Below are 12,687 nucleotides of genomic sequence, written 5' to 3' on the forward strand. Positions count from 1 at the left end.
GATGACCCGGCAGGCGTACAGCTTCGTGCGCACCTTCGCGCCCGAACCCGCGCGCGAGCTGTGCGTCGACCGGCACTACCTGCTCTGCGCCTCCGCCGGTGCCCTCCGGCTGGAAGCGCGGGGCCGCGCCTGGCTGCTGCCGCCGGCCCGGGCCGCGCTCATCTCGGCCGGCGAGCCGATCCAGGTCAGCCTCCCGCAGCCGGTGACCACGGCGTCGGTGCTGTTCGAGCCCGGGTTCACCGAGCCGGCGCCGGCGCCGCTGACCGTCTTCGACCTCAGCCCGCTCGCCCGGGCCCTGCTCGCCGAGTGCGGCTCCTTCGGCGACAGCACGGAACCGCTGCCCCGGTACGGCGAGAAGCTCTTCGCCGCCCTGGCCGCCGTCGCCTGGCGTCTGGCGGAGACCCCGAGCCCGGTCGTCGTGCCGGCCGGGCGGTCGCCGGAGCTGCGCCGGGCCCTGCGGCTGACCGAGGACCGGCTCGGCGAGCAGGTCCGCTTCGAGGACATCGCCGCCGAGATCGGGCTCGCCCCGCGCTCCCTCGCCCGCCGCTTCGAGGACGAGACCGGGCTCACCTGGCGCGCGGTGCTGCGCCGGATGCGGATCATGCGCGCGATCGAGGAGCTGGCCGCGGGCGACACCCCGGTCACGAAGATCGCGTTCGCGGTGGGGTACACCTCCCTGTCGGCGTTCAACGCGGCGTTCCGGGAGCTGACGGGCAAGTCGCCCACGCAGTACCGGGAGAGCTTCCGCTGAGCGGGGCCGGTGCCCGGTGCGGCGGGTTTGATCGGCACGCCGCCGGGCATGCGACGTGCAGACCCACGTTCGAAGGAGGATGCGATGCCCGCCAGGAAGGACATGCCGAGCACGCTCAAGCGGTCGCCGAAGAAGGCCCAGGACACCTACGTCAAGGCGCACGACGCCGCCGTCGAGGAGTACGGCGAGGGCGAGCGCGCCCACCGGACCGCGTTCGCCGCGGTGAAGCACTCGTTCGAGAAGACCGGCGACCACTGGGAGGCGAAGGGCCGCAGGGGCCCGAGCGACGCCAAGGCCGCCGGCGGGCGCAACACCCGCGCGCAGACCGCGGGCGGGGTGGACGCCAACGCGAGCAAGCAGCACCTGATGGACCAGGCGCGCCGGCTCGACATCACCGGCCGCAGCCGGATGACGAAGGCCGAGCTCGTCGATGCCATCCAGAAGGCCAACAACCGCGCCACCCGTGCCGCGCGCAGCAAGTGACGCGGCTCAGCCAAGTGACGCGGCTCAGCCAAGTGACGCGGCTCAGCCGGGAAGCGGCGGCCGAAGCCCGCGCACGCGCTCGCACGCGCGCCTGATCCCCTCGTAGCCGGTGCACCGGCACAGGTTCGACGTCAGTAGCTCCCGCAGCCGCTGGGGATCGTCGAGGACCGCCGGGTCCGACTCCAGCGCACCGGCCACGAGCATCAGGAACCCGGGCGTGCAGAACCCGCACTGCAGCGCGTGCTCGGCCGAGAACGCGGCCTGGAGCGGGTGCTCGAGGCCGTCGCGCTCGAGGCCCTCGACGGTCCGCACGGCACGGCCGTCGCACTGCACCGCGAACATCAGGCACGAGCGCACCGCCTCGCCGTCGACGAGCACGGTGCACGCCCCGCAGACGCCGTGCTCGCAGCCGAGGTGGGTGCCGGTCAGCCCGCACTCCTCGCGCAGCGCATCGGCGAGCGTGCGCCGCGGCGGCACGTCCAGCTCGAAGGCCGAGCCGTTGACGGTCAGGACGACGCGCACCTCAGTCTCCGTCCCGGGCCTGGCCCAGCGCGCGCCGCACCAGCACGCCGGCGGGGTGCTCCAGCGTGGCGGCGGCGCCGGCGATCGCCGCGTCGTCGAACGGCCCACCGGTCAGCGCCCGCTCGGCGGCCGCGGCGCGCACCGGGCGGTCGGCGGCGTTCACCAGGCCGATGCGGGCGGCGGTGACCCGGCCGCCGACGACCGTCACCGCCGCCAGGGCCGCGAGGGTGGCGAAGCTCGCCTGGGTGCGCCGGTGCTCCACGAATCCGACGGCCGTTGCGGGCGGCAGCAGCGGCAGGTGTACCGCCAGCAGCAGCTCCCCGGCCGCCCGCACGGTCGTGAACGGCCCGGTGCAGAAGTCGGCGGCCGGGACGATCCGGTTTCCCTCGGCGCTCGCGAGCTCCATCCGGGCGTCGAGCGCGACGGCGACCGCGGGCCACTCGGCGGCCGGGTGGGCGTACGCGAGGCTGCCGAGCATCGTGCCGCGCGCCCGGATCGGCGGGTGCGCGATGTGCCGCGCCACCCGGTGCAGCAGCGAGCCGAGCGGACCCCCGACGCGGCCGGACTCGAACGCCCGGTGCCGCACGAGGGGCCCGATCCGCAGTTCCTCGCCGACGACCTCGAGCCGGTCGAAGCCGGGCACCCGGTTGATGTCCACGAGGCGGGCGGGCCGGGCGGCGCGGGCGTTCATCTCCAGCACCAGGCTCTGTCCGCCGGCGAGCACCCGGGTCCCGCCGCCGGCCAGCGCGTCGAGGACCTCGGCGGCACTGCGCGCGGCCACGTACTCGAACGGCGCCGGCTTCACCGGGCCACCGGCATCCGCGGGTCCTGCGGGTCGTCGAGCCCGAGCGCGTCGGCGACGGCGTTGAGGACCGCCGGGGGCACGCCGATGCAGCCGGCCTCCCCCGCGCCCTTGGCGCCCAGCGGGGTGTTCGGGTTCGGGGTGCGGGTCTCGGCGAGGCGCACCGGCGGCAGCTCGGAGGCGGTCGGCAGGAGGTAGTCCAGCAGGCTCAGGGTGAGCGGGCGGCCGTCGGCGTCGTGGCGCACGCCCTCGTAGAGCGCCTGGCCGAGGCCCTGGACGATCGAGCCGAGGGCCTGGCCCTCCACGATGAGCGGGTTCACCACGACGCCGTAGTCGTCGACCGCGACGAGGTCGAGCACCCGCACGGCGCCTAGCTCGGGATCGACCTCGACCACGGCCGCGTACGCGCCGAACGGGAACGCCTCCGGCGGGTCGAACGTGTCCTCGGCCCGCAGCGGGGCCAGCTCGGCCAGCGGCACCGAGCGCCCGTCCGCGACGAACGCGCCGGCCCGGTACGCGACCCCGGCGACCGGCACGTGCAGGACCTCGGCGGCCCGCTGCCGGGCGGTGGCCACGAGCTTCGTCGCGGCCCGGTGCAGGGCGGCCCCGCCCGTCTGCATCGAGCGGCTGGCGAACGAGCCGACGCCGGACGGTACGACCGCCGTGTCCTTCTCCACGAGCCGGACCAGCGCCGGGTCGACGCCCAGCACGTCCGCGACCACCTGCGGGAACGACGTCTCGTGGCCCTGGCCGGTGCTGCAGCAGCCGCTGAGCGCGACGAACGTCCCGTCCGGGCGCGCCTCGACGGCCCCGAACTCCTCCCCCACGCCCGAGCGCTCGACGTAGGTGCACAGCCCGATGCCGATCGGCCACGCACCGGCGGCGCGGCGGCGGGCCTGCTCGGCGCGCCAGTGCTCGATCCCCAGCTCGCGCAGCGCCACCTCGAGGGCGGCCGCGTAGTCGCCGCTGTCGTACGTGAACCCGGTCAGGGTCTCGTACGGAAAGTCGCGGATGAAGTTGCGCCGCCGCACCTCGGCCGCGTCGAGGCCGAGCCGGCGCGCGAGCAGCTCGACGGTGCGCTCGATCGCGAAGGCGGCCTCGGGCCGGCCGGCGCCGCGGTACGGGGCGGTCGGCGCGGCGTTCGTGACCACGGCCCGGGTGCGCACGTGGACGCTCGGGATGCGGTAGGCGCCGGTGGCCATCATCGACGTCGCCAGCGGCACGAACGCGCCGGTGTGCGGGTAGCCGCCGACGTCGGCGTCGATGTGCAGCTCGTAGGCGAGGATGCGCCCGTCGGCGTCGGCGGCGAGCCGGACGCGCTGGTGCTGCCCGCGCCCGTGCGGCGGCCCGCCCAGCGCCTCGCGGCGGTCCTCGAGCCAGCGCACCGGCCGGTGCAGGCGGCGCGCGGCGGCGACGATCGCGAGGTACTCGGGCCAGGTCTCGCTCTTGCCCCCGAACGCGCCGCCGACGTCGGGCACGATCACCCGCACCCGGTCCGGTTCGAGGCCGAACGCCGCGGCGAGGTCGCGGCGCAGCCGGTGCGGGGCCTGGTGCGACACCCAGACCGTCAGCCCGTCGTCCGCCTCGGGCCGGACCAGGATCGCCCGGGGCTCGATGGAGGTGTGGGCGAGGCGTTGCTGGCGGTACCGCGCCTCGACCACGATCGCGGCGTCGCGCCACACGTCGTCACCGGCGGGCGCGCCGAACTCGCGCTCGGCGGCCACGTTGCTCAGCCCCGGGAACAGCTCCACACCGCCGGCGGCCGCCTCGGTGGGGTCGAGCAGCACCGGCAGCGGGTCGACGCGCACGACCGCGGCGTCGCACCCGTCCTCGGCCAGGTACCGGTCCCCGGCCACCACGACGGCGACCGGCTCCCCGTAGAACCGCACCCGGCCGGTGGCCAGCGGCGGCCACGGGCGGCCCTCGATCGAGCCGGGGTCCAGCATCGGCGGGGTCGGCGGCAGGTAGGGCAGGTCGGCGTGCGCGAAGGCGGCCACGACGCCGGGCACGGCCCGCACCCGGCTCAGGTCGACGCCGCGCAGCTCGCCGTGCGCGACGGGGCTGCGCACGAACGCCGCGTCAAGGCACCCGCGGACGCGGATGTCGCCGACGTACTGCCCGGCCCCGCGCACGAGCCGGGCATCCTCCCGCCGTAGCGTGCGCGCACCGATCACGCCGTCCGCCTACCCGCGCCCCGGTCCGGCAAACGAACGCCCGATGCCCGTATGATCGCCGCATCGGTTGCTCCGCCGCCATGCAGATCCGCGACGCCGCCTGACGGCGGTCGCGTTCGTCGCCCGCTCGGCCGGGCGCGTGTCAGGCGCCTCGAGTCGCCCGGGCCGGGCGGTGGGTTACGCGAGCAGCTATGCCAGCAGGCGGCGGGCGCGGATGAGCTCGGCGACCGACCAGGCCTGGAACGGGCAGCCCGTGGCCGCGTGCGGGGCGTCGCCGTCCGCGGTCTCCGACACCGAGCCCAGGCCCCACTCGCCCAGGTGCAGCTCGAGGCCGTCCAGCAGGCCGGCCGTCGGCAGGCCCAGGCGCGCGCAGGCGTCGGCGTAGGGGCCGATCAGCCACGGCCACACGGTGCCCTGGTGGTAGGCGGCGTCGCGCTCGGCCGAGCCGCCGCGGTGCACGCCCCGGTAGGCGGGGTCCGACGGGGCCAGCGAGCGCAGGCCGAGCGACGTGAGCAGCGGGGCGCACGCCGACACCGGGGCCGCGTCGTTGATCGGGGCGTGCGGGAGCGACACGGCCAGGAGCTGATTCGGCCGTACCGCCGCATCGTCCCCGGCCGGCCCGTCCACCACGTCGAAGAGCCCGGCGCCGTAGGGGCGCACGAACCGGCGGCGGAACGAGGCCGCGGCCCGGTCGGCGAACGCGGCGAACTCGGAGGAGCCCAGCAGCTCGGCGGCCGAGGCGAGCGCGGAGATCCACAGCGCGTTGAGCTCGACGGCCTTGCCCCGCCGCTCGGTGACCGGATGGCCGTCGACCCGCGCGTCCATCCACGTCAGCGCGAAGCCGGGCTTGCCCTGGGTCAGCAGGCCGTCGGCCGCGTCGGCGGCGATGCCGAAGCGGGTGCCGTCGCGGTGCCGGGTCAGGATCTCCACCACCGGGCCCGCGAGCGCGTGGACGGTGTCGAGGTCGCCGGTGACCTCGGCGTAGCGGCCGACGGCGTGCACGAACCACAGCGCCGCGTCGGCGGTGTTGTACTCCAGCGTGCCGGTGTCCGCGGTGTTGGCCAGCATGCCCTCCGACACCGTGGCGCCGGCCCGCAGCAGCACCGCCCGGGCGTCGGCGTGCCGGTTGGTCGACAGGAACAGGCCCTCGAACGAGGTCATGAGATCCCGCGACCACTCGCCGAACCACGGGTAGCCCGCGACCGCCGACGGGCCCGTCGGGGTGTCCACGACGAACTGGTCGGCCGCGATCGCGAGCTGCCGCCCGGCGGGGTCCTTGACCCCGGCCTGGCGCACGAGCTTGCGGGCCCGCTTGCGCGCGGCGGCGACGAGGCCGGCCGCGGCGGGCAGGACCCCGTCGAAGGGCTCCGCGGCGGCGGTGATCTCGGCGGTACCGCCGGCGGCGAGCCGGACCGCGAAGCGCCCCGCCGCCCAGAGGTCCTCGACGGCGTTGAGGCCCCGAGCCGCCTCCTCGCGGGCGTAGACGCCGCGGTACCAGTCCCCGTCCGGCCGCCAGTCCGGGCCGGTGACCCGGTAGGCGTCCTCGAACACGAACCCGTCCGCGGCCGCGGTGACCGCGGGCTCGCCGGACGCGGTGCGCTCGCCGTGTGCGTCCCGCCACGTGCACAGCGGCGTGAGCTCCAGCTCGATGTCGTGCGGCGCGCGCAGGACGGTGAACACCACGCCGGTCGCGGCCCGCCCGTGGGCCATCGCGATCTCGCGCTGGACGACCACGTCGCCGAGGTCCCAGCGCCACCGCGGCACCCCGTCGTCGATGCGGAACTCGGCCAGGTGCCGGTGGCCGGCCGGGTCGACGCTGCCGCCCGCCCACTCGTCGGTGGCCAGCCGCACCACGCGATCGCCGATGCGCACCATGGGCTCGATCGCGGCCAGGCCGAGGCGCCGGGCGCTGCCGCCGGGCTCGGCGACGACCAGCAGCCCGTGGTAGCGGCGGGTGCGCAGGCCCGAGACGGTGCCCATGGCGTAGCCGCCGAGCCCGTCCGTCACCAGCCACTCGCGCGCGCTCGCCGCGTCGAGGTCGCCGCAGACCTCGCGGCCGAGGGCGATCACCGGCGCACCCCCGGGCGCGCCACGAGCTCGGCGAGCAGGCCGGTCCAGCCGGTCTGGTGCATCGCGCCGAGCCCGGCGCCGTTGTCGCCGTGGAAGTACTCGAAGAACAGCAGGTTGTCGCGCCAGTTCGGGTCGTGCTGGAGCTTGCCGGCCCAGCCGTGCGCGGGACGGCGGCCGTCGGCTCCGCGGCGGTACAGCGAGAGCATCCGCTGCCGCAGGTCCTCGGCGATCTCCCCGGCCGTGCGCATCCGGCCCGACCCCGTCGGGTACTCGAACTTCACCCCGGCGCCGAGGTTCGAGTCGTAGTCCTCCAGCGTCCGCAGCACGAGGTAGTTCAGCGGCATCCACAGTGGACCCCGCCAGTTGGAGTTGCCGCCGAACATGCCCGTCGTCGACTCCGCCGGCTCGTAGCCCACGCTCGCGGTCCAGCCGGGCAGGTCCAGGCTGAACGGGTGCTCGGCGTGCCAGCGCGAGAGGGCGCGCAGGCCGTACGGCGACAGGAAGCTCTCCTCGTCGAACAGGTGCGGCAGGATGCGCCGCACCCGGCCGGAGCCGGCCACGCCGACACCCACGAATCGGCCGCCGCCGTCGGCGTGGATGACGTGCTCGGCGGGGATGTCGGCGAGGCCCTTGCACCGGGCCCGGACCCGCTGGAAGTCCTCCTCCCGCAGCGCCTTGGTGGCGAAGAGCGGAATGATGCCGACCATCGAGCGCACCCGCAGCGGCACCGACGAGCCGTCGGGCGCGCGGAGCATGTCGTAGTAGAAGCTGTCCTCCTCGTTCCACAGGTCGTGGCCGCCCATCGCCTCGGTGATGAGCGCGAAGTGCTCGAGGAACTTGATGACGAGGTCGTCCAGCGCCGGGTCCTGCGCGGCCAGCTCGCGCGCCATCTCCAGCAGGTTCAGGCAGTAGAACGCCATCCAGGCCGTCGCGTCGGACTGCTCCAGGGTGTACCCCGGCGGCAGATGGGACCGGTCGATCGGCCCGATGTTGTCCAGCCCGAGGAACCCGCCCTCGAACAGGTTCTTACCGTCGGCGTCCTCCCGGTTCACCCACCACGTGAAGTTCACGACCAGCTTGGAGAAGACCCGGTGCAGGAACGCGCGGTCACGCCGGCCGTCGATGTCGTACACCTGCAGCGCGGCCCACGCCTGCACCGGCGGGTTGAGGTCCTCGAACGCCCACTCGTAGGCGGGAATGGCGCCGTTGGGGTGCTGGAACCACTCGCGGCACAGCAGGATCAGCTGGTACTTCGCGAAGGCCGGGTCGAGGTGCGCGAGCGCGACGGCGTGGAAGGCCGAGTCCCAGGCGGCGAACCACGGATACTCCCACGGGTCCGGCATCGACATCACGTCGGCCGCGTCCAGGTGCCGCCAGGCCGCGTTGCGCCCCTGCCGCCGCGCCGGCGGGGGTGGCGGCTGCGCGGGGTCGCCGGCCAGCCAGCGAGCCACGTCGTAGTTGTAGAACTGCTTGCCCCAGATCATCCCGGCGAAGCCCTGCCGCATGATGCGGGCGTCCTCGTCGCTCGTCCCCGCCGGTGCGAGCTCCCGGTAGAACGCGTCCGCCTCCCGCTCCCGCTGCCGGAACACGTCGTCGAAGGCCGGGCCGTCCGCGTGCTCGGACAGGCGCAGCCGCAGCTCGACGGTCTCGCCCGGGTCGACGTCGAGCCGATACCAGAAGGCGGCCTTGGTGCCGGTGCGGGCCGGGTTCACGGTGTCGGCGCCGTGCACGACGTGGTCGTTGATGCCGTCCTTGGGGTAGCGCACCGCCGACTCGGCGCCGAAGAGGCGCTCGGCGTTGGTGTCGTTGTCGCAGTACAGCTGCGGCGGTTCCCCTTCGGCGCGCAGCATCATGCTGCCGGCCCCGATGGCGTCGCCCCGGGCCTCGAGGCTCGGGCGGGGCGCGTCGTCCCAGGACCAGGTGTTGCGGAACCACAGCGTCGGCAGCACGTGCAGGGGCGCCCGATCCGGGCCGGTGTTGGTGATCCGCAGCCGGATGCACACGTCGTCCGGGTCGGCCTTGGCGTAGTCGGCCTCGATGACGAAGTACCGGTCGTCGTCGAAGACGCCGGTGTCCAGCAGCTCGTACTCCGGCTCCTCCCGGCCGCGCCGCCGGTTCTCCGCCACCAGGTCCTCATACGGGAACGCCCGCTGCGGGTAGTGGTAGCGCCACCGCAGCCAGCTGTGGCTCGGGGTGGCGTCGAGGTACCACCAGTACTCCTTGGCGTCCTCCCCGTGGTTGCCCTCGGTGCCGGTGAGCCCGAAGATGCGCTCCTTGAGGATCGGGTCCCGCTCGTTCCAGAACGCGAGCGCGAAACACAGCCGCTGCTGGGCGTCACAGAGCCCGGCCAGCCCGTCCTCGCTCCACCGGTAGGCCCGCGACCGCGCATGGTCGTGCGGGAACGCCTCCCACGCCCCGCCGCCGTCGCTGTAGTCCTCGCGCACCGTGCCCCAGGCGCGCTCGCTCAGATATGGACCCCAGCGGTACCACGGACTCGCCTGCGCCAGCCCGTCCTCCGGCCGGCCGACCTCCGCCATCCGCTCCCGCTCCGGATTGCTCATGCATCCAGCGGACCAGCTCGCGGCGCGGGCGCCGACACCCGGCGCGAGTGACGGCCGGCGGGTTCCGGCCAGCGACGCACTTCGATCGTGCGGGATCGCCGATGCCGGTGGGCCGCGGCCCTATCGACCGCGCCCGTCGGAGACGTCGAGGCGTGCGGTAGCGGCCGCCGAGCCGCCGCCGGTGCGCCGGACCGCGAGCCGCAGCGGGGCGCGGGCACCGGCCCAGGCGGCCCGGTCGGCGAGCACCTCGGCGAGCCAGCCGATCGCCTCGGCCGACCACTCGGCGAGCCGCCCGTCGCGGTACACGTGCAGGCCCTCGAGGCTCACCGGCCCCGCGTCGAGCTCCACCGCCGTCCACGCCGCGGCCCCCTCGAACCAGCCGGCGGTGCGCAGCGCGGGCACCGGCGCGGAGGGCGGGCGCGTGCGCGGATCGATGCCGCCGACGGGGAGCTCGAGGCGCACCGCGGTCACGTCGGCGGTGCCGGCGCGGGCGACGGCGTCGTGGGCGCAGCTCAGGAACGGCTGCACGGGCAGCGGGCGGTCACCGGCCGGGGCGGTGACGTCGACCTGGAACCAGGCGACCAGGCCCGGCCCGGCGCCGGGGTGCGTCCAGCCGGCGTCGTTCATGCACCACAGGCCGGGCGCGCGGGTCATGCGGTCCTCGGCACCGCCCCCGGCCGAGGTGTCGTCGAGCCACCCCATCGCGAGCGACCGGGTGAGGAACAGGTCGTAGGCGTCCGGCTCGGCGCCGGGGTGGGGGGCGAGCTCGCCGTACAGCTCGGCGACCATCGTCCCCGCGGACCGCCTCTCGGCGCCGGGCGCGATGCCGGGCCGCGCGACGTCATCAGTCACCTCACAACCGTACCGTCCCGGACATTCCGGGCGGTGACGGCTCGGGGAACGGTCGCGGCCGGTCCCCGAGCCGATCGGTCCGCGGGCGTCAGGGCTTCTTCGGGTCCTCGCCGAAGCCGTTGCACTGCCGGCCGCCGTTGATGCAGTACTCGACGAGGTACTGCTGCCGGGCGGCGTCCCAGCCGTTCATGAAGTCGTAGTGGAACGTGTAGCTGGGGCCGGAGGCGTACACGAGGCCGCCGGTGTCGCCGTTCTTCAGCGGGTACGGCAGCTTGATCTCCAGCATCGGCAGCGGGACGGGGTGGTCGGCCGGGCACACGCCCGAGACCGGCCACGCCATGTGGGACTTGTGGTCCGCGGTGTCGAGGTGGACGCCGTCCCAGCAGCTCGGGGCGACCAGGCGCACCTGCAGGGTCGCGCCCGACGGGCAGGACGGCGGGATGTCCGAGCCCTTGTAGCCGGTGCACTGCCAGTTGCCGGTGAAGTGGGCGACGTCCGGGGTCTTCGCGTCGCCGACGAGGAGCTTGAATCCGGCCGGGAACGGCTTGACGGTGCGGTAGTCCTTGACGCCGGACTTGTAGTAGACGGTCGGCTTGTCCGGCTGCAGCGGCACGCCGCGCTGCAGCAGGGTCGGGAACCAGTAGCCGGACGCGTCGAGGGTGTCCTCGCACGAGGTGGCCCCGCCGACCAGGGACTGCGGGGTGGAGTTCGCGTTCACGGCCGGGTTGCCGACGAACGAGTGGTTGTGCGAGGCGCCGGGCAGGCCCGGGAAGACGATCGGGTCGTCGCTCAGCGTGTGGTTGACGGTGCAGTTGGCGTGCATCTCGTGGTACTGGGCGCGGGGCGGGTCGTCGGCGGCGAGGGCCGGTCCGGCGACGGCGGCCACCGCGGCGAGGGCGAGTGCTGCGACGGACAGGGGCAGCACCGTTCGGATGCTCATGTCGACTCCTTGGCGGTGAATCGAGCATCGGCAATTGGTAGCTGCGGACCGTAGCAGCGCCGGAATCCCTTAGGAAAGCGTTTGCCATGGAGTTGCCATGCCAACCCGCGGTCTACAGTGGAGGGCCGTTGATCGATTTGGCAACTCGTGGCAAACGATTGTCCGGCCCGGCGCGGCAGGCCTACGGTCCAGTCATCCGCCCCCGCCTCCACGCGCCGCCCGCCAGCGCCGCGCGGCGATGGAGCCTGCCTTGGAGATGCCATGAAACGCTCGTTCGTCGCCTTAGCAGCCGTCGCCGCGGCACTGCTGGCGTATGCACTCGTCGTAGTGGTCGGACCGGCGGTCGCCGCGTCGGCCTGCGGTACCACCAACGTCGCCCTCAATCGTCCCGCGTCCGCGTCCTCGGTCGAGAACGCCAGTCTCGGCGCGGCTAAGGCGGTGGACAGCTCCGGCTCGACCCGCTGGTCCAGCGCGCACGGCGTCGATCCACAGTGGATTCAGATCGATCTCGGCGCCACGACGCAGATCTGCCAGGTGGTGCTGACGTGGCAGCGCTCGTACGCGAAGGCGTACCGCGTCGAGGTCTCCGCCGACGGGGTGAACGGCTGGACCCCGATCTACTCGACCACGACCGGCGCCGGCGGCACCGAGACCCTGCCGGTCAACGGCTCCGGCCGGTTCATCCGGATGTACGGCACGACGCGGGCGACCCAGTACGGCTACTCGCTCTTCGAGTTCGCGGTCTACGCCGGCGACCCGGACGGCCCCCAGCTGCCCGGCGGCGGTGACCTCGGCTCGAACGTCGTGGTCTTCGACCCGAGCCAGTCCTCGGCCACGATTCAGGCGCGCCTGGACGAGATCTTCACCCAGCAGGAGAAGAACCAGTTCGGCACCGAGCGCTACCAGCTGCTGTTCAAGCCGGGCTCGTACTCGGGTCTCAACGCACAGCTGGGCTTCTACACGTCGATCAACGGGCTCGGGCAGAACCCGCAGGACGTGCAGATCCACGGGGACATCACGGTCGACGCGGGCTGGATGGCCGGCAACGCCACCCAGAACTTCTGGCGCTCGGCCGAGAACCTGTCGATCTACCCGGTATCGGGCCGGGACCGGTGGGCGGTGGCCCAGGCGGCGCCGTTCCGCCGGATGGACGTGCACGGCGGCATGACCCTCGCGAGCCCGAACTGCGGGTGGGCGTCGGGCGGGTACATCGCCGACAGCCGGGTGAGCGGGGAGATCAGCCCGTGCTCGCAGCAGCAGTGGTTCACCCGCGACTCGACGATCGGCAGCTGGAAGGGGGCGCTGTGGAACATGGTGTTCTCGGGCGTCGAGGGCGCGCCGGCCACGAGCTTCCCGACTCCCCCGATCACGACGCTGCCCACGTCGCCGGTGACGCAGGAGAAGCCCTACCTGTACGCCGACGCGTCGGGCTACCGGGTGTTCGTGCCGTCGCTGCGGACCAACAGCAGCGGCGCGACCTGGATCAACGGCCAGACCCCGGGCACCTCGCTCCCGCTCAGCCAGTTCTACGT

10 protein-coding genes are annotated in these 12,687 nt (G+C 74.2%); 3 read left to right on the top strand and 7 right to left on the bottom strand.

Going from position 1 to position 12,687, the window contains the following annotated elements:
* Position 1 precedes the first annotated feature (1 nt).
* Together ABT369_RS52855 and ABT369_RS52860 are read left to right on the top strand one after the other, a co-directional pair.
* Positions 2 to 751 (top strand): AraC family transcriptional regulator, encoded by a 750-nt coding sequence (locus ABT369_RS52855; protein WP_350625419.1) that lies wholly within the window; start codon positions 2 to 4, stop codon positions 749 to 751.
* An 84-nt stretch (positions 752 to 835) separates the two neighbouring features.
* Entirely contained in the window at positions 836 to 1,234 is a 399-nt protein-coding gene (locus ABT369_RS52860; protein ID WP_350625421.1) for a ChaB family protein, read from the top strand.
* Positions 1,235 to 1,276: 42 nt separating this feature from the next.
* On the opposite strand, the gene ABT369_RS52865 is transcribed toward ABT369_RS52860, so the two are convergent.
* The 7 genes from ABT369_RS52865 to ABT369_RS52895 all read right to left on the bottom strand — a co-directional run bounded on the left by ABT369_RS52865 (position 1,277) and on the right by ABT369_RS52895 (position 11,155).
* Positions 1,277 to 1,756, bottom strand: coding sequence for a (2Fe-2S)-binding protein (locus tag ABT369_RS52865; RefSeq protein WP_350625423.1), 480 nt, complete (start codon positions 1,754 to 1,756; stop codon positions 1,277 to 1,279).
* A 1-nt stretch (position 1,757) separates the two neighbouring features.
* Positions 1,758 to 2,561, bottom strand: coding sequence for an FAD binding domain-containing protein (locus ABT369_RS52870; RefSeq protein ID WP_350625425.1), 804 nt, complete (start codon positions 2,559 to 2,561; stop codon positions 1,758 to 1,760).
* Positions 2,558 to 4,732, bottom strand: coding sequence for a xanthine dehydrogenase family protein molybdopterin-binding subunit (locus ABT369_RS52875; protein WP_350625427.1), 2,175 nt, complete (start codon positions 4,730 to 4,732; stop codon positions 2,558 to 2,560). The genes ABT369_RS52870 and ABT369_RS52875 overlap by 4 nt, the downstream gene beginning before the upstream one ends.
* Before the next feature lie 189 nt (positions 4,733 to 4,921).
* A complete protein-coding gene (locus tag ABT369_RS52880; RefSeq protein ID WP_350625429.1) occupies positions 4,922 to 6,802 on the bottom strand; it encodes an amylo-alpha-1,6-glucosidase in 1,881 nt (626 codons plus the stop codon).
* A complete protein-coding gene (locus ABT369_RS52885) occupies positions 6,799 to 9,363 on the bottom strand; it encodes an MGH1-like glycoside hydrolase domain-containing protein (RefSeq protein WP_350625431.1) in 2,565 nt (854 codons plus the stop codon). Before ABT369_RS52885 ends, ABT369_RS52880 begins: the two co-directional genes overlap by 4 nt.
* Positions 9,364 to 9,483: 120 nt before the next feature.
* Entirely contained in the window at positions 9,484 to 10,215 is a 732-nt protein-coding gene (locus tag ABT369_RS52890) for a hypothetical protein (RefSeq protein ID WP_350625433.1), read from the bottom strand.
* 88 nt (positions 10,216 to 10,303) lie between these two features.
* Positions 10,304 to 11,155 (bottom strand): DUF1996 domain-containing protein, encoded by an 852-nt coding sequence (locus tag ABT369_RS52895; RefSeq protein WP_350625435.1) that lies wholly within the window; start codon positions 11,153 to 11,155, stop codon positions 10,304 to 10,306.
* Positions 11,156 to 11,416: 261 nt separating this feature from the next.
* Here ABT369_RS52895 and ABT369_RS52900 point away from each other — a divergent pair.
* Positions 11,417 to 12,687 (top strand): discoidin domain-containing protein (locus ABT369_RS52900; RefSeq protein ID WP_350625437.1); only part of this gene is annotated, 1,271 nt, incomplete at its 3' end.

This window comes from Dactylosporangium sp. NPDC000244, assembly GCF_040300725.1.
Taxonomy (GTDB): Bacteria; Actinomycetota; Actinomycetes; order Mycobacteriales; family Micromonosporaceae; genus Dactylosporangium.

What these genes read in the sequence shown, in the direction of transcription:
- ABT369_RS52855 (WP_350625419.1), top strand. Translation starts at nt 2, where the DNA reads ATGACCCGGCAGGCGTACAGCTTCGTGCGCACCTTCGCGCCCGAACCC.
- ABT369_RS52860 (WP_350625421.1), top strand. Translation starts at nt 836, where the DNA reads ATGCCCGCCAGGAAGGACATGCCGAGCACGCTCAAGCGGTCGCCGAAG.
- ABT369_RS52885 (WP_350625431.1), bottom strand. Translation starts at nt 9,363, where the DNA reads ATGAGCAATCCGGAGCGGGAGCGGATGGCGGAGGTCGGCCGGCCGGAG.
- ABT369_RS52895 (WP_350625435.1), bottom strand. Translation starts at nt 11,155, where the DNA reads ATGAGCATCCGAACGGTGCTGCCCCTGTCCGTCGCAGCACTCGCCCTC.